The sequence below is a fragment of the Burkholderia anthina genome, from assembly GCF_001547525.1.
Taxonomy (GTDB): Bacteria; Pseudomonadota; Gammaproteobacteria; order Burkholderiales; family Burkholderiaceae; genus Burkholderia; species Burkholderia semiarida.
The window spans coordinates 1,399,095-1,417,099 of record NZ_CM003768.1; the positions used below are offsets into that span (position 1 = coordinate 1,399,095).

Genomic DNA, 18,005 nt, shown 5'->3' on the forward strand with positions numbered 1-18,005 from the left:
GAGTCATGCTACTCTTCTCGCCAACAAAAACCGAGGGGGCCGCAATGCTTGGCAAGGACGAGTTGGTTGCGTTGATGAATCGTGAGATTCCGGCAGGGGTAGATTGGAAGGCCGGCGCGGAAAAATATGTCGCGAGCTGCTTTGAGAAGATGGGGCGGGAAGAGATCGAGATATATTCCGCCAACAAGCCGTTCCGGGTTGTAGGAAGTGTCGACCCGACGCCTGCCATTGTTGAGTGCGTGCACTATCTGAACAATTTCGCCAATGCTTTGGCGCTTCTCAAACCGCGCCTCGGGTCGCGTGTGTTAGACGTTGCGTGCGGGGGCGGGTGGGTTTCTCATTATCTTAGCAAGCTCGGGTATTGGACGTACGGGATCGATATATCGAGCGACTTTATCGATCTTGCACGCAGCCGCCTAGCCACCGACCCGTCGCTCAGGGTGACTCCGTCTGATGCGATCTCGCGGTTTCAAATCCTCGATATTGAAACGACACGCCTGCCCGATCATCTCAAGGGCACCTTCGATATTATTTGGCTCGAATCCTGCCTCCACCATTTTGTCGATCCAGTTAAGGCGCTCGAACATCTAGTAGAAGGGCTATCTCCAGACGGGATAATCGTCCTGATTGAATTCGAAAATCGAGTTGCCGGCATCAAAGACGAGTACATGCAGGTGATGCGAGAGTTCGACACGCTGGAACGTCCCTATGCACGTTGGGAATTGGAAAATGCATTGGATCTCGTAGGCCTTTGCGAGCGCGAATTCGTTGGCTCGATCAATGGCTGGTTTTCGCCGCACGACCCGGCTACCGCGCACCTCGGGCAGGCGACGATATCCGGTGCAAACCAAATGAACCTCGCGATTTGCGCGAGGCAACCCGGACGACTCGACGCAATATTTCCCCATCGGCTGCAACATAATGGTGTCTCGCTGCGCGGTGAGGCAGCAGTGAAATTTGGGCTTGGCTTCTACCCGAATGAAGGCGGATTCAGGTGGTGCGGACCAGCCGGCGAACTGACCGCGTCGCGCGATATGCCGGACGTAGCGCTCGACGTCGTAAGCATGCCGCTGCACGAGGAAGCCGGCACGCAGACGATCGTTGCGTACGGTCCGGGCGGAGAATTGTCCCGGGTTACGTTGAGCGCGCAGCATCCTTCGCGCACCCTGCAGTTGAAGAGCCTCGCGGCCGGTGATGTCGTTAGCCTGCATTCAACCGAGGCTTTCCGTCCTTCGTGGAGGGGCAGCGGCGACACGCGATTGCTGTCCTTCTACGTTCGAACCAACGACTGACCAGAATCAGTTCCAGCGCAACATTACAACAAGCCGCCCTTGGGCGGCTTTTTCCATTTCGGGGAATCGATGAAGAGCGATCTCGCGACAAGCGCTGCGAAGGTGGCGCCGGCAGTGGGGAGCAACTTTTGGTTGTGGCTGACAAGCCACGACATCAACTGGTGGGTAGCCGTCGCGACGATCGCGTACATCGGGCTGCAGGCGTACTACCTGGTCAAGAACAAAGGGAAGAGGGCATTGCTCGATGGCTAACGTACCGAAGAAGACACTGGCTGGTGTTGTGGGGGCTGCTGCGGCAGCCCTTCTTTTTTCCATGGTCCCGAAGTTCGAGGGGCTCGAGCTCGTCGCGCGGCCGGACCCGATCGGCATCATCACGGCGTGCTACGGCGACACGAAGGACGTGCGCGCTGGCCAGCGCTTTACGCCGGACGAGTGCCGCGCGCGCCTCGAACAGCGGCTGATCGAGCACGCCGAGCCGGTTCTGAAATGCACGCCGGTCCTGAAGGGGCACACGTACCAGCTCGCGGCCGCGGTGAGCTTCGCCTACAACGTCGGCACGGGCGCGTACTGCGGCAGCACGACGGCGAAGCGGTTCAACGCTGGAGACTGGAAGGGCGCGTGCCGAGCGATGAATGAATCGGACAGCGGCAAGCAGCAATGGGTGTACGGAGGTGGCCACGTGCTGCCGGGGTTGGTCGAGCGTCGCGAATTCGAACGCGCACTTTGCGAGCGCGGCCTATGACGACCATGAAGACCCACGAAACGCGGCGCACGCTCGCCGAGGACGTCTTCTATCCCGATCACGAACCGCGCACCGAGTCGCCGACGTTCCGCGCGAGCAAGCGCGCGATGAAGGCGGCCGGCGGCTACGTCTGCGCGGTATGCGGCGACGACCAGGCGGTCGAGTCGCATCACAGGTTCTTCGAGTGGGCGTTCTCGCGCGCTATCGACTGGAAGTGGATCCGCGGCGTCGCGCTCAACCAGATCGACACGATGTTCAGCCACAAGCTGCAGCGCATCGTGCCGATCCCGCGCCAGCACCCGATCTGGGACGTGATCAAGCTGACGCAGGGCTTCGACTGGGAGGCGTTCGACCCGGCCCGGCCGGAGGCATTCGTCGACTCGACCTACAACCAACTGCTGCTGTGCGCGCTCCATCACCGGGGCAAGGACCACGGCCGGCACGAGGAAAGCGACCCGGTCTGGAGCGTGCAGGCGTTCCTGCTGGCTGGCTTCGTCTACTCGCCGGACGAGTTGAAGCAGCTGCATGCGAAGGAGCGGAAATGACACTTCTGAAACTGGTGTGTCCGTACGTGCTCGCCGTGCTGCTCGGCTTCGCCGCCGGCGTCTACGGCGAGCACCTGATCAGCGCGCGCGAGATCGCCGGCATGAAGGCCGACGCCGCGATGGCTCAAGCGAAGGCTGTGGATGCCGCGCGCGCCGAGGAACAACGCCGCACCGCGGCTCAATCGGAGATTGCGAAAGATGCGAACCAACAACGAACGGCCGCGCTTGCGGATGCTTTTGCTGCTCGTGCTGCCGCTGGCAGCCTGCAGCAGCGCGTCGACCAGTTCGTCGCCGCCGCCCGCCATCCCGCCGCTGCCGCCGGAGGCCCGGCAACCGGCGACGCCCTCGATCTGCTTGCCAACGTGCTCGGCCGCGCTGACGAGCGCGCGGGCGAACTGGCAGAGTACGCTGACCGTGCCCGCATCGCCGGCCAGCAGTGCGAGCGCGACTACGATGCGCTGACGCCGATACGTTGATCTACTAGACTTCCGTCGTCTGGGTGACGGAGGCTGTCATGGACGAACCTGAGATCGACTGGGAAGTGGCCCCGAAGAACGCTCGCTGGTGGGCCATGGATGCCGACGGACGTGCGTACTGGTATTCCATGCCGGACATCAAGCCGTTCACGGACTTCTGGGGCGTCGATATGGTTGAGGCCCCGGCGTTCGAATTCGGCGGGGACTGGCGGATGAGCTTGGTCGAGCGGCCAACGTGACCGCTGGCGGTGTGCCGGGAGCGGTAGGGCTAGTTGATCGGTTCAAGGTAGAACCCGCGCGCCGTCAGGTCCATCTTCGCGTCGCTGAACGAGTCGAAAATGTCGTAGCCGCATTCGACGTACGTGATCGTGTGGTCGAAGTCGAGGTGCTCGATATTGCGCTTCCACGTGAGAGGCAAGTCGGTCGAGTGTCCGGGATCGAAGTGAACGACGCTCAGATACGGCGGACGGATGCCGCGAGGCGGATATTCCGTGCGTAGTACGAGCTCGACGTTCACGACAACATGGTGTTCCGGGATGCGGTCTGCGTAACGCAGCAGGTACGCCCGCAGCGAGTGGCCGTCCTTTCGGTCTTGCGCCGAGGCGAAGCCAAACCAGTCGTCGTCGGAATCCCTGAATTCTTCCGCAATCGTGCGCATGTCGATCTCCAAGTGCGACGAACGTTCAGGATGCCATAGCCGCGCCCTCACTTCATGCCGGCGCGCAGCATCTCTTCTCCCAGCAGGTGGTATAGCTTTCGAAACGGCCCAAACGGACCGTCCAGATCGCCACGGTTCGACGTCGCACTTTCGGTCGTCTGCCACCAGTCCATGACCTTTTCAAGAGATTTTCGCAGCGCCACGATCTCGAGGATCAGGCGCCGTACCTCGGGGTCGCGGTTGGTGCGCCAGAGCTCGCGCAGCTCCGCTTCGGTCGGGGCGACGAAGTCCGGCATCGGCACGTGGCGACGGATTGGCGCCCTCAGTGGCACCACATTTCGATCGACCTTCGTCTCCTCCAGCGGGCGCGGGTCCGATTCATCGGGGAACTGTCCGGTGTAGGACTGAAATTCTCCGCGCGTCACAGGGATGTGCGTGCGCCGGCGCTCCCCGGATTCGAGGTGCGTGTACTCCCAGATATAGGCCCAGCGCGGTTTCATGATGCGACACGATGCTGTATGAATGTACAGTGTATCGCGTCGTGGTGTGATCTCGTCAAGCTGCAGAAATAGGGAGCGGATGTTGCGGTCGAGGGTGATACGATGAGATTCGATCCGAGAAAAATGGGGCCTGGACCATGTCGACTATCGCAGCGCTGATGGACACCGCCGTGGCCGACGTTGAGCTCCTGCGCGTGCTCGACTCCGATGGGGACGATTTCAGCATTCCTCGGGATGTTGAATTTCTGCTGCGCGGTCCATCCGCGGAGAAGACATCGCTCGTTGCAAGCTTCATCAATGACCACCAGTACGGCCGCGCGATCGCCGATCAATCAGGGGAAATTTATCGCGTCCTGGTGGTGATCAATATGCCTATCCAGCAGCACAATATCCTGTCCGTTTCCGGTTTCATGGTATGCCTGAGCATGCTCTACGGTTTGGAGTATGACGGGTGGGGGTGTCTTGTCCAGAGGCGCCACTGACTACGGCACGTATCATTGGAGGTACCTCCGAGATGTGCACGAACTACGTCGCGCCGGGCGAGGACCCGGGTCTGAGCGAGCTCAAGATCGACAGCTTCCGCGACCTGTACCGCTGGACCCCGTGGAAGCCCGAGATCTACCAGGACTACGACGCGCCGATCGTCGGCTACGTAGACGGGCAGTTTAAGCCGCTGATCGCTGGCTTCGGATTCTGGCCCCGCGCGCTGCAGAAGGCCAACGTCGAGAAGGCGAAGGAGCAAGGCAAGAAGCCGCCGATCATCCGCAGTACGATGAACGTGCGCGACGACAACCTTGGGAAGTCGCCGCTGTACGGGCCGGCGTGGCGCGCCGGGCACCGCTGCCTGATCCCGGCGAAGTGGATCTACGAGCCGAACTGGGAGACTGGGAAGCACATCCGGTACCGGATCGGGTTGGCGGGCTGGCGGCCGCTGTGCGTGGCTGGTATCTGGCGGACGCTTCAGCGCCCGGATGGCACCGAGCAGCATGCCATGGCGATGATCACCGTGAACGGCGACGAACATCCGATCATGAAGCACATGCACCGGCCCGGCGATGAGAAGCGATCGGTCGTAATCCTGCGCCCGGACGACTGGGAGGAATGGCTGACGACGTCGAACGTCGAGGCGGCCCGCGCGATGCTGCAGTTGTACCCGGCGGAGGACATGGCGGCCGAGCCGGCGGCAGCCGAATGAGGCGAATTTCTCTGGAAGATGAGGAATTTTCGCTACGCCAGACAAGGATCTCGCGACACCAAATATTCCAATGTTTCGGTCTAACCTTATGAAATATAAGGAAAATATATAAGGATTGTGATTCCTGTCGTCGTGGGTTCGAGTCCCATCAGCCACCCCAACAAATTCAAGCAAAAAGCCCGGTTCATTGAGCCGGGCTTTTTGCTTTTCGGCGTTCGGATAGAGCCTCGGCGTGTCTTGCCCGCGGTGTCTTTAACGAAGCGGCATCCCGTATTCAACGAAGCGACCGCGATACCATGTCGGCGCTCGCGCGCTTCAAAAGTGCGGTTGCGTAAATCGAGTCACCCCGACGATATGGCTTCGATGTCGAATATGAAATCGCGGACGAGGCGGACAGGTGTTGAAATCGGGCGCGCGATCGTGCGTGGTATCGACCGATGGCGCCGCTTGTCTCGCATCGCCGACGGGGATGACGGAGATGGCGACGAGGCCTCGGGCCTGCTTCGTATCGCGCTTCCGTGTCGTTGCGCTGACAACGTTCGTACCCGTTTACCCGCGACGTTTTCTTTCCCGCCTAAGGTTCCCGCGCGCCGTGCCGTTATCTTCTCTGGACAGCCCTCGTGCCTCGAATGCTGATCCGTTTTCTTGCCTGCTCGCGCCAAACGCGAGCAGGCTTTTTTCGTTTACGGCCTTTCGTAACCCGCTGATTGGCGGAATCGAACAGGGGCTTGGCGCAAACCGACAAAGTGCAACAGTCTTGCATGCGTGTAATGTAGGACCTTCCTCGTGCCCTCATGCTTTGCAGGGCCGTTCGATCCCGATGACCGATGAAGGTGTCGGGATTTTTTTGCCCGCACGCCGAGATCCCGACAACGCGCCGCATGAAGTGCATCCCGCAAAGCACGGTATATTTTGCGATGACACATGCCGATCAAGAAAACCAGCACAAGGAGTTGCCGCCGATGCCGGGCACCCGGACCACACTGCGCACCGCGACGGCGCACGACGCGAACCACATTGCTCGCCTGCACACGCTGAGCTGGCAAACCGCCTATAGCCATATCCTTCCGGCCGCCTATCTGACCGACGAGGTGCCGACGGAGCACGCGGTTCGCTGGCGCAAGTATTTCGATCGCGACGAGAGCGAGTGGGGCTTCGTGCTGATCGCCGAATCGCACGGCGAGCCGGTCGGCTTCGTCAGCGCCGAGCGCCCCGTCGATCCGGCGCTTGGCGTGCTGCTCGACTGCCTGCACGTTCATCCTTCGCATCACGGCGGCGGCACGGGCAAGCGCATGATCGAAGCCGTTCGCGCGTGGGCCAGGTCGATCGGCGTGGGCAAGGTCCATCTGCAGGTGCTGGAGGGCAACGTGCGCGCGATCGGGTTCTACGAACACAACGGCTGGCGATTGGCCGGTGTCGAAACGTGTCGCCTCGGCCAAACGGAAGTCATTGACCGGATTTACGCGATCGAGGCTTGAACGCTTGCGGCTTCGGCGCGGGCGGCGGCAGCCGGCCGCCATGGCATCGCGCGAGGGGAAAGCCGAACGGACATTGCGATCATTCGCCGCAATACCGCACAAGCAAATCGGCTTCGGTCTCGTGGATTTCGACGGGCAAGGTCGTCGCACCGGCATAGGCCAGATAGCGCGCGCGATGCTGGCCGTTACGGAACGACGCGACGCCGATTTTCGACAGGCCGGGAATACCGAGTAGCGTTCGCGTTCTCGTCTCGCGAAACGTGATGAACGGCATGTCCGGGATCCTGCTGCGGTTCGGATCGAGGAATTCGCGAATGCCGGCGGCTTTGCCAGGGGCCCAGTACTGAACCGACGGCAGTACGTAGTCGGTGGTGTCGCGGTCGGCGCAGGCCAGCAATTTCTTCAGGTCGACCGTCACGACCCGATGCCGCGAGTCGTCGGACGAGAATACTCGCTTGAGGTGCGTGTAGGCATAGGGGGCGTGTCCGGGAAGCTGGACGATCCAGACATCTACGCCGCTTTGTTTTGCGTGAGCGAGCGTCATTATTTCCTCTGGTGGCGCGAGGTCTTTGTGATCCGAGTTTAGCAGCGCGACGACGGCCGCGGAGCAGGTCGACAACGGAAATAGCAAGGCGGGGCAACTTTCGGTGCCATCGAAAGGGCAAAAGGAATGAGAGCGGTCATATGGCTGAGGTCGATATCGACAGGTTGCGAGAATATCGTGATGCTGCCGGTGAAAATGAAGCGCTGCGCGAAATTCACGCAAGATTCACACTGTGCCGCGAAGCACGTCGGGTGCCGGGCGTCATAAAAATAGAGAGGGCGGATTGAGCGGAGAAGCCATGTCGTCGAAACTCGAGATCGAATATCTCGATTACTGTTTCACAGCAACGCTCGACGTCACGGCGTCGGGCCGTACCGCGGTTGTCGACAGGCAACTCGAATCCGCGGTGCGAAGCAGGACGCTCGCGTGGATCGTGTTCGATCGCTTTCTGGAGCGCAATGATTTCGCCAATGCGGAAGACGCGCGCGCCAGTATCATCGACTGGCTGGAGCGACTTGCCGATCCGAAGCCCGTCGCATCGACCGCGATTGCGAAGGCGAACGCGGTGGCGACCGGCGCGGTGGCGGCAGATTCGTCGACGGCCGAAATCGTTGGCGATGTCGCTATCGAGATCGTCGGCGATGCCGCTGTCGAGATCGTCAGCAATCTCGACTGGGGCGATATGGTTGCCGACTGGTTTTCCAGCGGCTCGTTGTAGTGACGAACTCGTGATTTCGTGACGCAGATCATTGCGTGCGTGAAATTCCTCGCGAAAAAATGAAGCGAAAATCACTTCGTCAAAAAATAGAATAATCCTGCTTTGACAATACCGGCGACTTACCGGAAACTGCGCGCGGTGCTGAAAAATTGAATTGAATTAAGACGGGATAAACCGCTGGATGGGCAGGCGACCGCTGTCGGCCGGCTCTTCGTCAGCGAAGTCCGCAAGCAATGCGTCGCGCTTGAACCATGACGGTATTCGTCGGCACGCGAGCATGCCGGTTATCGTCACATTGTCACCAAAGGGTGAGTTGCCGCACAGACCGTCGCGTGACCCGCGATCACAATTTGACCGGTTGACCGTTCTTCCCCGGCCCGGTCAACCATTTCCCCGCTCGCTCGCGCAGGAGCGGGGGCTTTTTGCCCCCCGACGCCGGAAGGCTGCGTCGGCGGAACCGGACAGGCGTCCGGCGGGCTGCGCGACGGCATTCGTTCGCGTCCCCACATCCGTTCGCCTGATCCGTACGAATCGTTTTCCTCGTGCCTGAGCGAACCCTCAGGCCCATCGCCGGTTTTTGCCGGCGATGCCTTGATCCCGGCGGCGGGCAACATCGCTGCCGGGATGTTTTTTGCGTCGGATGGCGTGACGTCACATCGCGCGCCACGGGCATGGCGCTTCGCTCATCCCGCCTGTTCGACGCTGGTTTCCCATCCGTCGTAGTTTCCGCCGAGCGCGCGTACCTCGCGATTGAGCGCGATCGTATGGCGCGTGATGTCGGCGAGCGCCATCGTGCCTTCGTGCGAAAACCGCACGGCGGACTTGCCGTCTTCGGTCGGCGCGACCGATTCGACCGGATAGCCTTTCGCTTCGGCCCAGTCCGCGAACTGGTGCGCGTCGCTCGGGTCGGGGAAGTACGCCCAGTGCATCACGCGCCGGCCCACGTCGGGGACATCGCCTTGCTGCCGCAGCGCATCCAGCGTGCGCATGTCGCGCATGATCTGCCAGTCGTCGTCGGTCGGGTAGAGCGTCTGCCAGTAAGTGGCCTTGTCCGGGTCGTCCTGATGCGCGTACTGAAGTGCATAGGTCGTCTGGTCGGCCAGCGAATCGACGATTTCCGCGGCTGCCTCTTCGTCGAACGGCACGTAGAAAAGAAAATCCCGGTTGCCGTCGACGGTGATGCGGCCGACCTGCACGCCGCCTTTCGCGATGATCGCGGCGTCGAGCAGATCCTCGATCTTCGCGAGATCGGCGAATTCGTCGCCGGTCGGCAGGCCTTCGGGCGACGGGCGCGCGAACGGGACGCGCACGCTCAGCAGCGACGTGCGCGGATCGCCTTCGGCGATTTCCGCAAAGCCATGGTTGAAGCTGATGAAAGCCTGATGGTCGCCCATTCTGGCAGGGAAGGTTCCCCAGGCGTCGCTCATGTGTTTCTCCCGTACACGATTGTCTGTTGACGGTTGCAAAGCGTCCCAATGTATCATCGAAAATCGCGTTGGCCGGGCAAGCGCGCATGATCGCCGGCACGTGCGGGCCATGGTCGCGAGATCCGGCTGTCAGCCGCTTGCCGCGTGCAGGCGGCAGGCCGCAAAAATTCAAAGGAGATGCCGATGTCGACGTTTGCGGTGAATGGTGTACGGATCGATCCGCTCAGCGCGCGCGTGACGCACGTGCGCTGGGCGGCCGTGAACCCGGCCGATCGCTCGTGGGCGGAGACGCCGCGCGAGGCCCCGGTGGCGGACGTGGCGCGCGCGCTTGCGTCCGGTAACGATGTCCGCGCGATCTTCTCGGCATCGGATACCACCGCGATCGGGCCCAGGCTGAAACGCGTGCTGTATCGCGATGCGTCGGAAGGCATCGAGCTCGACATCGATGCAACGAGCGAGTCGCGCACGTTGCGCGATCTGCCGCAGATCTGACTGCGGGCCGTTACCCCAAACGAATCGAGCGAGCGCGTCCATGACCCTGTCCAGATTTTCCATCGTCCCGTCGGCATTCGCGCTGTGTCTGGCGCTTGCCGCCTGCCAGACCGCGTCCGGGCCGGCGCCCGTGCAACCGTCGCCGGAGACCGCGTCGACGACCGATCCTGCCTCGTCGCCGGTGGCCGCGCCGGATCGCGGCATGGGCCTCGCGCCCCGGTTGGCGGAACAGACTCACAGGGCCACCGGTCAATGTACGGCCAACGGTTCCGTCAACGTATGCAATTGACCGATGTCGGCGCCGCGGCGCGTGATTCGCGCCATCGGTATCGGAATCCTCACATGCCGGCCGCGTCGATGGGCCGGCGGCCGTCGGCACGAGCGGGCGTGCAATGACTGACGAGCGGAAACCAACGGATTCCGGCTGGCACGTCGATCCCGACGCGGAAACGGTCATCGGCGCGTTGCCGGTCACGCTGGCAGTCGACAGCCGAAGCCTGAAAAGCAGGGCGATCGTGTGTGCGGGGCTGGCCGTGGCGAGCCTGTGCGGTTACGTGGCCGCGCCGGCGCTCTGGCCGGTGGCGGCGCTGGCCGCGTTGCTGGGGCTGGCTAGTGCGGCGTTGTTCGTGTCGTCGCGGCGCAAGCTCGCGCTGCAGATCGACGAGACAGGCTTCCGGCTGATCGGCGCCGCGCGCGAAAAACCCGTCACGCCGTGGCGGGACGTCGCCGAATTCCGGATCGTCAGCGTCGCCGGTAATCATTACATCGGCTACCAGTTCTCCGCGCATTCGTCGCGCACGAAGGTGCCGGGTGGCGTGATGCTGCCGATCGCCCGGTTTGCCGATTTTCCGCTCGGCGCGGTGGCCGGGTTGCTGGAAGCCTGCCGTCGTCAGTTCGGCCTGCCGGACGAACAGGCCGAGCGAACGGGCCGATGACGCCCGAAACCGCGTTGTCCCGCGCCTCTGTCACTCGATCAAACAAAAAAATCCCGGGCGCCATGTCGATTTTCGCCGGAGTCGTCCGTCGTAGCATCGGAGGCGTGCGCAACGCGCGTCCGTCCCGATTTTCGATACGACAACCGACTGAAGGAGCGACACCATGCCCACGTCCGTCAAGCCGATCCCGGAAGGGATGCGCACGCTGACCCCGCACCTGATCTGTGCGGGCGCGACCGCAGCCATCGATTTCTACAAGCGCGCGTTCGACGCGACCGAACGATTCCGCCTCGCGATGCCCGACGGCCGGCTCGCGCATGCGTGCCTCGCGATCGGGGATTCGACGCTGATGCTGGTGGATGAAATGCCCGAGCACGGTGCGCTGGGGCCGAAGGCGCTGAAAGGCACGCCCGTCTGCCTGCATCTGTACGTGCCGGACACCGATGCGGCGATCGCGAAGGCGGTGGCAGCCGGCGCGACGGTCACGATTCCGGCCGCGGACATGTTCTGGGGCGATCGTTACGGGCAGGTCGAGGATCCGTTCGGGCATCGCTGGTCGCTGGCGACGCATCAGCGCGATCTGACACCCGAGCAGATCGCGGACGCCATGGCCAGCGCGCCGCCTTGCGGCAGTTGAACCGGCCCTCGTCGAACGACCGTGGGCGAGCGCGCTGCGCGGCGGCGCGATCTCGCCGCGGCCCGCGTGGCGCGTTCGCGGTCATGCGCCGGCCGTCTTGCCGTGCTGCTTGTGTTCGTACATCCGGCGATCGGCCGATGCCAGCAGGTCGGCGACGGTGCGATGGTGTGCGGGATCGTAGGCAACGTGCCCGACGCTGAACCGGATCGCGTAGCCGCGTGCGTCGGCGGCGTTGCGCTGCGCGAGCGCCTGCGTGACGCGTTCGACGGGCTCGGCGACGTCGGCCGGATCGGTGGCGCTCAACAGCACGACGAACTCGTCGCCGCCGAGCCGTGCGATGACGTCGCTGTCGCGCAGCGCGCCCGTCAACGTTTCGGCGAACGCCTTGAGCGCGCGGTCGCCTTCGCCATGGCCGAAGCGATCGTTGATCGCCTTGAAATCGTTCAGGTCGAAGAACAGCAGCACGGCGTGACGGCCGACACGATCGCACAGCCTCAGCACGTGGCGGGCGAGAAGCTCGAAGCCGCGCCGGTTCGTCAGTTGCGTGAGTTCGTCGGTGGTCGCGAAATGCAGCGCGGCGATCTCGCGCTCGGTCATGTGGGCGAGATCGCCCAGCAGCGCGAGTTCGTCGGGTTCGAGCGAGCGGGGCCGCGTGTCGATCAGGCACAACGTGCCGATGGGGGCGCCGTTCGGAGCGGCGAGCGGCCGGCCGGCGTAGAAGCGGATGCCGGGCGCGCCGGTGACGAGCGGATTGTCGTGGAAGCGGTCGTCGTTCAGCGCGTCCTGGATCACCATCGTATCGGGCGCGAGCAGTGCGTGTGCGCAGAACGACACGTCGCGCGGCGTCTGCGCGGCGTCGAGGCCCGGATGACTTTTGAACCACTGGCGGTTCTCGTCGACGAGGCTGACGAGGGCGATCGGGACGTCGAACAGCCGCCGCGCGAGGCGCGTCAGGCGATCGAAACGCTCTTCGGGCGGCGTATCGAGGATCGAGAGCGAATGAAGCGTATCGAGCCGGGCCGCCTCGTCGGCCGATTTCGGTGCGATTTGCATGGGCCTTGCCTCTTGTCCCGGCCGTCGGGCCGGTGATGGGTCGTACGTGGAACAGTATCGCGCATTCGTCGATGCATCGCCACGCTGCATGTTCCGCCACGGCGGTGACCGGGTTCGTGAGATTCGGTGACGATGCCGTGAAAGGCGCGTGTCACCGGCCCGGGTTTCGTCCCGCTGCGGAATCGGACACGCGATAACCTCAAGGCGCGCGTCGCCGCGCCGTAAACAGGACAAGTCCAATCGTTCATCCCATCGCACCATGGTTCGAATCCTGTACGCGGGCTATCTCGCGTTCGCGCTGTATTTCCTTTACCCGCTGGTTCAGAACACACTGACATTCAGCACCGATTGCGTGCGCAGTGCGCTGCCGATGGGCGCCCACGGCTTGTCGGCGAATTCGGCGAGCGGTGCGGACGGACATGCGAATCGCTGTGCGTCGAGCGCGCATGCCGGCGTCGCGACCGGCCGGGTGCCGGAGATCCATTGAGCATGGCGGCATCGCGCGTGACGGGCGCTTCGCGCGGCGGTGCACTGGCCATTCGGCCGAATTGAACATCACGCCGCGCTCGTCGATCATTTGCACCATGGTGGCGGGAAGGCGAGCGGTCGAGCGTCGGGCGAAAGGGCGTGCGGCGCGTCAGTAGCTGGAGCGGTACGGCGTGCCCTGATCGAAGCGGCTTTGCCAGTGCGTGAGGTAGCGCGACGCGAGTTGCGGATTGTTCCAAACCACGACGACGTTCTCGGAATTGCGGCTGGCGGCCGACGCACTGTAGTTGAACGAGCCTGTTTCGACGTGCTCGGCATCGATCACGAGGTACTTGTCGTGATGGATCGCATAGGTGTCGATCGTGCGTGTCGGGATGCCCGCGTTGATGAGCAGGTTCAGTGCCTGCTTGCTGCTCTTTGCGCGGTTGCCCTTGTCGTCGACGACCACTGCGACATTGACGCCGCGGCGCTTGGCGGCAAGCAGTGCACGCGTGACGGGCGGCGACGTGAACGAGTAGGCGGCGACCCGGATCGAACTGCGCGCCGCGCCGATCGCTTTCAGCACGAGCGCCTCGGCGCCGCCGTCGGGCGAGAAGGCCGATTCGACGACCTGCGTCGCGGGAGCTTCGTGAGTCGGAGCCGGCAACCATCGCGACACGAGATCGATCGCCTGCTGAAGCAGCGATTCGCTTTGCGTCTTGCCGAAGGCGGCGAAGGGTGTGGCGAGCAGGGAAGCGGCGAGACAGGCGGCAGCGAGGCGATTGCGCGACAACATGTTGGACAGCGAATGATTTCGAGACAGCGGGCCGTGAGTGTAACGCACGCGTGGCGGCCCGGTCACGTGCGGATGCGAAGCGACGGGCCACGCGATGATCGGTAGGGGTGGAGAAGGGTGACGCAAAGTTGCGTTGTGCGGTCCGTGTGCGATCGGCAATCAACGGACAGGAGTAGGCCCGATGATTGTGTGCGTTTTGCGTGTACCGTTGCGGAGCACGCGCGTGCGAGCAATGCGCGCGCCCGCTCGGACGGGCGCCCAATCAATGCGGCCCGCGGCTCAGGCGTACGTCTGGCGGGCATGCCGCTCGGGCATCCGCACGCAACGCATCGTCAATCCGCCGCTGCACGCGCCCCGGCTTCGTCGGACGCGATCCAGCCGGGCCCGGGCTCGGGCTGCACGTCGCGAGCGTCGAGCGGTTCGCCGCAGGCCGAGCACACGGTGACCGCGTGCATCAGTTGCCCGCAGGCCCGGTGGCGCAATTGCACCGGCGGACCGTGGCCATCGTCCTTCCAGCGATCGCCCCACGCCATCAGCGCGAGCAGGGCCGGGTAGAGGTCGAGGCCCTTTTCCGTCAGCCGGTATTCGAAGCGCGGCGGGCGTTCCTGATACGCGCGCTTGACGAGCACGCCTTCGTCGACGAGCCGCGCGAGCCGTTCGGCCAGCACGTGGCGCGTCAAGCCGAGCTGGGCCTGGAACGCATCGAAGCGGCGGCAGCCGAGGAAGGCGTTGCGCAGGATCAGCATGGTCCAGCGGTCGCCCAGCACGGCGAGCGTGCGCGCGACCGAACAGTTCAGCGTGCCGATGTCATCCCATTTCATCGTCGAGTCTCTTGCCTCTTGCGGCGGTCTTGCGGCAGTTCAGCGAAATAGCGGGTTCGATTATAGAACTCGCCTTCGGTCGCAACGGCCGCAGCCGCGTTGACAACGGCCGGCGTCGTTGACAATAATGAGTTCCAATTTAGAACTTACGCGCGCGGCGACGCGCTTTCAACCCGGAGACAACCCGATGAATCCGCTTTCCCTGTCTGGCCTCGATCTGCTGCGTGCCGCCGTGTCGGGCGACGCGCCCCTCGCGTCGATTTCCGAGACGATCCCGATGCGTCCGCTCGACGTCGAGCTCGGTTACGTGAAGTTCTCGGCGCGAGCGGACGGCCGGCACCTGAATCCGCTGGGCGGCGTGCACGGCGGATTCGCGGCGACGGTGCTCGATTCGGTTACCGGGTGCGCGGTGCATTCGATGCTCGACGCGGGCGTCGGTTACGGCACCGTCGATCTGCACGTGAAGATGCTGCGGCCCGTGCCGCGCGACGTCGACCTGATCGCGGAAGGGCGGGTGATTCACCTGTCGCGTTCGCTGGGCGTCGCGGAGGGCACGCTGAAGACGCCGGACGACAAGATCGTCGCGCATGCGTCGGCGACCTGCTTCATCCAGCGGCCCCAGTAACGGGGGGCGGCCTCACGCTTGACGGAGCGGGCGAAGGAGCGCAGGAGCGTGCCGGGCGGCACCGCAGGCCGCCTGTAAGCATGTGCCGCGCCCGTCTGAAGCAGTCGCTCCAATGTGATAGCGTTCCTGCTTTCCACCGACGCGACAGGAACAGCATGGAATACCGCACACTCGGCGATTCGGGTATCGAGGTCAGCCTGATCGGTCTCGGCACGATGACGTGGGGCGAGCAGAATTCGGAGCGCGACGCGCACGAGCAGATCGACTACGCGCTCGGGCAGGGCGTGACGCTGATCGACGCCGCGGAGATGTATCCGGTGCCGCCGAAGCCCGACACCCAAGGCCGCACCGAACAATACATCGGCACCTGGATCGCGCGGCATCGCGCGCAGCGCGATCGCATCGTGCTCGCGACGAAGATCGCGGGGCCGGCGCGGCAGCCGCACAATCCACGCCATATTCGCGGCGAGGGCAACCAGTTCGACCGCAAGAACCTGACCGAAGCGCTCGACGGCAGCCTCAAGCGCCTGCAGACCGACTACGTCGATCTCTACCAGCTGCATTGGCCCGATCGCAGCACGACCACGTTCGGCCGGCCCGCGTATCCGTGGGTCGACGACGCGTACACGGTGCCGATCGAGGAAACGCTCGGCGCGCTCGCGGAATTCGTGAAGGCCGGCAAGGTGCGCGCGGTCGGCGTGTCGAACGAAACGCCGTGGGGTGTCGCGCAGTTCCTGCGCGCGGCCGAAAGGCTCGGGCTGCCGCGCATCGCAAGCATCCAGAATCCGTACAGCCTGCTGAACCGCACGTTCGAGAACGGGCTGTCGGAATTCACGCATCGCGACGGCGTCGGTCTGCTCGCGTATTCGCCGCTCGCGTTCGGCTGGCTGTCCGGCAAGTACGAGAACGGCGCGCGTCCGGCCGGCGCGCGCATCACGCTGTTCGAGCGCTTTCAGCGCTACAGCAAGCCGCAGGCCGTCGAGGCGACGTCGCGCTACGTCGCGCTCGCGCGGCGTCACGGGCTGTCGCCTGCGCAACTGGCGCTCGCGTTCGTCAACAGCCGCCCGTTCGTGCGCAGCAATCTGGTCGGTGCGACGTCGCTCGAGCAGTTGAAGGAGAACATCGGCAGCATCGACGTGACGCTGTCCGACGAGATCCTCGCCGAGATCGACGCGTTGCACGAACGGCAGCCGAATCCGGCGCCGTAAACGGCGCGCGGCCCGCGCGGCAGCGATGTCGCGACGGGCTGCGATCGGTTGCACCGACGGCGCCGCGCCGCGCCGTCGTTGCTCGCGTCAGCGCATCTTCAGCCGCGTGCGTGCGACGAACAGCGCGGCGAGGCTCAGCAGCGCACATCCGATCAGATAGAGCGCCGGCGACAGCCGGTTGCCGGTCGCGCTGATCAGCCAGGTGATGACGAACGGCGCGAAGCCGCCGAACAGCGTGACGCCGGTGTTGTAGCTGACCGCGAGCCCGGTGGCGCGCGTCTGCGACGGGAACAGTTCAGCCATCAGCGCCGGCAGCGCGCCGCAGTACATCGCCTTCAGCCCGCCGATCCAGACCAGTGCGGCGAGCATCGTCGCGAACGACGCGTGGCGCGTGAGCCATGCGAACGTCGGCCACACGGTCAGGAGCATCAGCACGGCCGCGACCGCCATCATGCGGATCCGCCCGGTGCGGTCGGACAGATGGCCGACGACCGGCGTGACGAGCGTGAGCACGAAGCCGGTCGCGAGCGTCGCCGCGAAGCCGGTCGATGCCGGCAGCCCGAGCTGCTTGATCGCATAGGTCGGCATGTACAGGATCATGTAGTTGATCGCGGTCGAGATCACGAGCACGCCGATCGACAGCAGCAGCCGCACCTTCTGGCCAGCGAACAGCTCGCGCACCGGCGCCTCGGAGCGTGCCTGCGTCTTGAATTCGACGCCTTCGTCGACGTAGCGGCGGATGTACAGCCCGACCGGGCCGATCGCCAGCCCGAACAGGAACGGCACGCGCCAGCCCCAGCTTTCGAGTTGCGCGGAGGTCAGCGTGGCCGTCAGCAGCGCGCCGAAGCCCGACGCGAGCAACGTCGCGAGGCCCTGGCTCGCGAACTGCCAGCTCGACATGAAGCCGCGCCGCTGCGGCGCGTGCTCGACGAGGAATGCGGTCGAACTCGCGAATTCGCCGCCGGCGGAAAAGCCCTGCATCAGCCGCGACAGCATGATCCCGAGCGGCGCGAGAATGCCGATCGATGCGTAGGTCGGCATCAGCGCGATCAGCAGCGTGCCGGCCATCATCATCGCGATCGACAGCAGCAGCGACGCCTTGCGGCCCGCGCGATCCGCGTACGCGCCGAGCACGAAGCCGCCGATCGGCCGGATCAGGTAGGACAGCCCGAACGTGCCGAGCGTCAGCATCAGCGACGTCGCTTCGCTCGTGGCGGGGAAGAACAGCTTGGCGATCGTCACCGCGAAGAAGCCGTAGACGATCAGATCGAACCATTCGAGCGCGTTGCCGATCGACGCCGCGAAGATGATGCGCCGGATTTGCGCGGCGCTGGGGCGCGCGGCGTCCTGTGAGGTCAGGGTGGTCGTATTCATCGTGTGTGCAGGTCCCGTGAAAGG

General features: G+C 64.1%; 26 protein-coding genes. 18 read left to right on the forward strand and 8 right to left on the reverse strand.

Annotated elements, in window-relative coordinates; genetic code table 11:
• Positions 1–5: 5 nt before the first annotated feature.
• The 6 genes from WS64_RS06555 (at position 6) to WS64_RS06580 (ending at position 3,294) form a co-directional block, all read left to right on the forward strand.
• On the forward strand, positions 6–1,292 hold the full coding sequence (locus tag WS64_RS06555) for a class I SAM-dependent methyltransferase (protein WP_060966050.1): 1,287 nt from the start codon (positions 6–8) through the stop codon (positions 1,290–1,292).
• 69 nt (positions 1,293–1,361) lie between these two features.
• Positions 1,362–1,544: a hypothetical protein gene (locus tag WS64_RS06560; protein WP_059638696.1), complete on the forward strand. Its 183-nt coding sequence runs from the start codon at positions 1,362–1,364 to the stop codon at positions 1,542–1,544.
• The gene (locus WS64_RS06565; RefSeq protein WP_060966051.1) at positions 1,537–2,034 is read left to right on the forward strand and encodes a lysozyme; all 498 of its coding nucleotides are present in this window, start codon (positions 1,537–1,539) and stop codon (positions 2,032–2,034) included. The genes WS64_RS06560 and WS64_RS06565 overlap by 8 nt, the downstream gene beginning before the upstream one ends.
• Positions 2,031–2,579: a hypothetical protein gene (locus WS64_RS06570; protein WP_060966052.1), complete on the forward strand. Its 549-nt coding sequence runs from the start codon at positions 2,031–2,033 to the stop codon at positions 2,577–2,579. The genes WS64_RS06565 and WS64_RS06570 overlap by 4 nt, the downstream gene beginning before the upstream one ends.
• Positions 2,576–3,055 (forward strand): DUF2514 family protein, encoded by a 480-nt coding sequence (locus tag WS64_RS06575; RefSeq protein ID WP_060966053.1) that lies wholly within the window; start codon positions 2,576–2,578, stop codon positions 3,053–3,055. Before WS64_RS06570 ends, WS64_RS06575 begins: the two co-directional genes overlap by 4 nt.
• Positions 3,056–3,093: 38 nt before the next feature.
• Complete coding sequence (locus tag WS64_RS06580; RefSeq protein ID WP_060966054.1) at positions 3,094–3,294, forward strand: hypothetical protein; 201 nt, start codon at positions 3,094–3,096, stop codon at positions 3,292–3,294.
• A gap of 29 nt (positions 3,295–3,323) precedes the next feature.
• Here WS64_RS06580 and WS64_RS06585 read toward each other — a convergent pair whose 3' ends face one another.
• Together WS64_RS06585 and WS64_RS06590 are read right to left on the reverse strand one after the other, a co-directional pair.
• Complete coding sequence (locus tag WS64_RS06585; RefSeq protein WP_155720400.1) at positions 3,324–3,713, reverse strand: hypothetical protein; 390 nt, start codon at positions 3,711–3,713, stop codon at positions 3,324–3,326.
• 47 nt (positions 3,714–3,760) lie between these two features.
• Entirely contained in the window at positions 3,761–4,213 is a 453-nt protein-coding gene (locus WS64_RS06590) for a hypothetical protein (protein WP_060966056.1), read from the reverse strand.
• Between the two features lie 137 nt (positions 4,214–4,350).
• Here WS64_RS06590 and WS64_RS06595 point away from each other — a divergent pair, with 137 nt between their 5' ends.
• The 3 genes from WS64_RS06595 (at position 4,351) to WS64_RS06605 (ending at position 6,886) form a co-directional block, all read left to right on the forward strand.
• A complete protein-coding gene (locus WS64_RS06595; RefSeq protein ID WP_060966057.1) occupies positions 4,351–4,695 on the forward strand; it encodes a ribonuclease E inhibitor RraB in 345 nt (114 codons plus the stop codon).
• Positions 4,696–4,727: 32 nt separating this feature from the next.
• Positions 4,728–5,408, forward strand: a complete 681-nt coding sequence (locus tag WS64_RS06600; protein ID WP_060966058.1) for an SOS response-associated peptidase family protein — start codon at positions 4,728–4,730, stop codon at positions 5,406–5,408.
• 962 nt (positions 5,409–6,370) lie between these two features.
• Positions 6,371–6,886, forward strand: a complete 516-nt coding sequence (locus tag WS64_RS06605; RefSeq protein ID WP_060966901.1) for a GNAT family N-acetyltransferase — start codon at positions 6,371–6,373, stop codon at positions 6,884–6,886.
• 79 nt (positions 6,887–6,965) lie between these two features.
• Here WS64_RS06605 and WS64_RS06610 read toward each other — a convergent pair whose 3' ends face one another.
• Positions 6,966–7,430 (reverse strand): plasmid fertility inhibition factor family protein, encoded by a 465-nt coding sequence (locus WS64_RS06610; protein WP_060966059.1) that lies wholly within the window; start codon positions 7,428–7,430, stop codon positions 6,966–6,968.
• A 140-nt stretch (positions 7,431–7,570) separates the two neighbouring features.
• On the opposite strand from WS64_RS06610, the gene WS64_RS34215 reads away from it, so the two are divergent.
• A complete protein-coding gene (locus tag WS64_RS34215; RefSeq protein WP_155720401.1) occupies positions 7,571–7,717 on the forward strand; it encodes a hypothetical protein in 147 nt (48 codons plus the stop codon).
• Positions 7,718–7,728: 11 nt separating this feature from the next.
• Positions 7,729–8,148, forward strand: a complete 420-nt coding sequence (locus WS64_RS06615) for a hypothetical protein (RefSeq protein WP_060966060.1) — start codon at positions 7,729–7,731, stop codon at positions 8,146–8,148.
• A 683-nt stretch (positions 8,149–8,831) separates the two neighbouring features.
• Here WS64_RS06615 and WS64_RS06620 read toward each other — a convergent pair.
• On the reverse strand, positions 8,832–9,575 hold the full coding sequence (locus WS64_RS06620; RefSeq protein WP_060966061.1) for a DUF695 domain-containing protein: 744 nt from the start codon (positions 9,573–9,575) through the stop codon (positions 8,832–8,834).
• Between the two features lie 183 nt (positions 9,576–9,758).
• Between WS64_RS06620 and WS64_RS06625 the strand changes: the two genes are divergently transcribed.
• From WS64_RS06625 to WS64_RS06635, 4 genes are all read left to right on the forward strand, one after another.
• Positions 9,759–10,067, forward strand: coding sequence for a hypothetical protein (locus WS64_RS06625; RefSeq protein ID WP_059584348.1), 309 nt, complete (start codon positions 9,759–9,761; stop codon positions 10,065–10,067).
• A 40-nt stretch (positions 10,068–10,107) separates the two neighbouring features.
• Positions 10,108–10,356: a hypothetical protein gene (locus tag WS64_RS32445; protein ID WP_081103787.1), complete on the forward strand. Its 249-nt coding sequence runs from the start codon at positions 10,108–10,110 to the stop codon at positions 10,354–10,356.
• Between the two features lie 103 nt (positions 10,357–10,459).
• Complete coding sequence (locus tag WS64_RS06630; RefSeq protein ID WP_060966062.1) at positions 10,460–11,002, forward strand: hypothetical protein; 543 nt, start codon at positions 10,460–10,462, stop codon at positions 11,000–11,002.
• Between the two features lie 163 nt (positions 11,003–11,165).
• On the forward strand, positions 11,166–11,639 hold the full coding sequence (locus WS64_RS06635) for a VOC family protein (RefSeq protein WP_059584167.1): 474 nt from the start codon (positions 11,166–11,168) through the stop codon (positions 11,637–11,639).
• A gap of 81 nt (positions 11,640–11,720) precedes the next feature.
• On the opposite strand, the gene WS64_RS06640 is transcribed toward WS64_RS06635, so the two are convergent.
• Entirely contained in the window at positions 11,721–12,692 is a 972-nt protein-coding gene (locus tag WS64_RS06640; RefSeq protein WP_060966063.1) for a GGDEF domain-containing protein, read from the reverse strand.
• Between the two features lie 259 nt (positions 12,693–12,951).
• Here WS64_RS06640 and WS64_RS06645 point away from each other — a divergent pair, with 259 nt between their 5' ends.
• Entirely contained in the window at positions 12,952–13,179 is a 228-nt protein-coding gene (locus WS64_RS06645) for a hypothetical protein (protein WP_059638685.1), read from the forward strand.
• Between the two features lie 150 nt (positions 13,180–13,329).
• Here the strand turns inward: WS64_RS06645 and WS64_RS06650 are convergent, their stop codons facing one another.
• Both WS64_RS06650 and WS64_RS06655 read right to left on the reverse strand, forming a co-directional pair.
• Entirely contained in the window at positions 13,330–13,953 is a 624-nt protein-coding gene (locus WS64_RS06650; protein WP_059638683.1) for a phospholipase D family nuclease, read from the reverse strand.
• 332 nt (positions 13,954–14,285) lie between these two features.
• Entirely contained in the window at positions 14,286–14,774 is a 489-nt protein-coding gene (locus tag WS64_RS06655; RefSeq protein ID WP_059638682.1) for a winged helix-turn-helix transcriptional regulator, read from the reverse strand.
• Between the two features lie 187 nt (positions 14,775–14,961).
• Here WS64_RS06655 and WS64_RS06660 point away from each other — a divergent pair, with 187 nt between their 5' ends.
• Both WS64_RS06660 and WS64_RS06665 read left to right on the forward strand, forming a co-directional pair.
• Positions 14,962–15,399 carry a PaaI family thioesterase gene (locus WS64_RS06660; RefSeq protein WP_006484216.1) on the forward strand — a complete coding sequence of 146 codons (438 nt, stop codon included), beginning with the start codon at positions 14,962–14,964 and terminating at the stop codon, positions 15,397–15,399.
• Positions 15,400–15,554: 155 nt separating this feature from the next.
• A complete protein-coding gene (locus WS64_RS06665) occupies positions 15,555–16,607 on the forward strand; it encodes an NADP(H)-dependent aldo-keto reductase (protein WP_060966064.1) in 1,053 nt (350 codons plus the stop codon).
• Between the two features lie 87 nt (positions 16,608–16,694).
• On the opposite strand, the gene WS64_RS06670 is transcribed toward WS64_RS06665, so the two are convergent.
• Positions 16,695–17,981 (reverse strand): MFS transporter, encoded by a 1,287-nt coding sequence (locus WS64_RS06670; RefSeq protein WP_060966065.1) that lies wholly within the window; start codon positions 17,979–17,981, stop codon positions 16,695–16,697.
• Positions 17,982–18,005: the final 24 nt, after the last annotated feature.

Bases quoted from the DNA above. Each gene is read 5' to 3' on its own strand.
- WS64_RS06555 (WP_060966050.1), top strand. From the start codon at position 6: ATGCTACTCTTCTCGCCAACAAAAACCGAGGGGGCCGCAATGCTTGGC.
- WS64_RS06560 (WP_059638696.1), top strand. From the start codon at position 1,362: ATGAAGAGCGATCTCGCGACAAGCGCTGCGAAGGTGGCGCCGGCAGTG.
- WS64_RS06565 (WP_060966051.1), top strand. From the start codon at position 1,537: ATGGCTAACGTACCGAAGAAGACACTGGCTGGTGTTGTGGGGGCTGCT.
- WS64_RS06570 (WP_060966052.1), top strand. From the start codon at position 2,031: ATGACGACCATGAAGACCCACGAAACGCGGCGCACGCTCGCCGAGGAC.
- WS64_RS06575 (WP_060966053.1), top strand. From the start codon at position 2,576: ATGACACTTCTGAAACTGGTGTGTCCGTACGTGCTCGCCGTGCTGCTC.
- WS64_RS06580 (WP_060966054.1), top strand. From the start codon at position 3,094: ATGGACGAACCTGAGATCGACTGGGAAGTGGCCCCGAAGAACGCTCGC.
- WS64_RS06585 (WP_155720400.1), bottom strand. From the start codon at position 3,713: ATGCGCACGATTGCGGAAGAATTCAGGGATTCCGACGACGACTGGTTT.
- WS64_RS06590 (WP_060966056.1), bottom strand. From the start codon at position 4,213: ATGAAACCGCGCTGGGCCTATATCTGGGAGTACACGCACCTCGAATCC.
- WS64_RS06595 (WP_060966057.1), top strand. From the start codon at position 4,351: ATGTCGACTATCGCAGCGCTGATGGACACCGCCGTGGCCGACGTTGAG.
- WS64_RS06600 (WP_060966058.1), top strand. From the start codon at position 4,728: ATGTGCACGAACTACGTCGCGCCGGGCGAGGACCCGGGTCTGAGCGAG.
- WS64_RS06605 (WP_060966901.1), top strand. From the start codon at position 6,371: ATGCCGGGCACCCGGACCACACTGCGCACCGCGACGGCGCACGACGCG.
- WS64_RS06610 (WP_060966059.1), bottom strand. From the start codon at position 7,430: ATGACGCTCGCTCACGCAAAACAAAGCGGCGTAGATGTCTGGATCGTC.
- WS64_RS34215 (WP_155720401.1), top strand. From the start codon at position 7,571: ATGGCTGAGGTCGATATCGACAGGTTGCGAGAATATCGTGATGCTGCC.
- WS64_RS06615 (WP_060966060.1), top strand. From the start codon at position 7,729: ATGTCGTCGAAACTCGAGATCGAATATCTCGATTACTGTTTCACAGCA.
- WS64_RS06620 (WP_060966061.1), bottom strand. From the start codon at position 9,575: ATGAGCGACGCCTGGGGAACCTTCCCTGCCAGAATGGGCGACCATCAG.
- WS64_RS06625 (WP_059584348.1), top strand. From the start codon at position 9,759: ATGTCGACGTTTGCGGTGAATGGTGTACGGATCGATCCGCTCAGCGCG.
- WS64_RS32445 (WP_081103787.1), top strand. From the start codon at position 10,108: ATGACCCTGTCCAGATTTTCCATCGTCCCGTCGGCATTCGCGCTGTGT.
- WS64_RS06630 (WP_060966062.1), top strand. From the start codon at position 10,460: ATGACTGACGAGCGGAAACCAACGGATTCCGGCTGGCACGTCGATCCC.
- WS64_RS06635 (WP_059584167.1), top strand. From the start codon at position 11,166: ATGCCCACGTCCGTCAAGCCGATCCCGGAAGGGATGCGCACGCTGACC.
- WS64_RS06640 (WP_060966063.1), bottom strand. From the start codon at position 12,692: ATGCAAATCGCACCGAAATCGGCCGACGAGGCGGCCCGGCTCGATACG.
- WS64_RS06645 (WP_059638685.1), top strand. From the start codon at position 12,952: ATGGTTCGAATCCTGTACGCGGGCTATCTCGCGTTCGCGCTGTATTTC.
- WS64_RS06650 (WP_059638683.1), bottom strand. From the start codon at position 13,953: ATGTTGTCGCGCAATCGCCTCGCTGCCGCCTGTCTCGCCGCTTCCCTG.
- WS64_RS06655 (WP_059638682.1), bottom strand. From the start codon at position 14,774: ATGAAATGGGATGACATCGGCACGCTGAACTGTTCGGTCGCGCGCACG.
- WS64_RS06660 (WP_006484216.1), top strand. From the start codon at position 14,962: ATGAATCCGCTTTCCCTGTCTGGCCTCGATCTGCTGCGTGCCGCCGTG.
- WS64_RS06665 (WP_060966064.1), top strand. From the start codon at position 15,555: ATGGAATACCGCACACTCGGCGATTCGGGTATCGAGGTCAGCCTGATC.
- WS64_RS06670 (WP_060966065.1), bottom strand. From the start codon at position 17,981: ATGAATACGACCACCCTGACCTCACAGGACGCCGCGCGCCCCAGCGCC.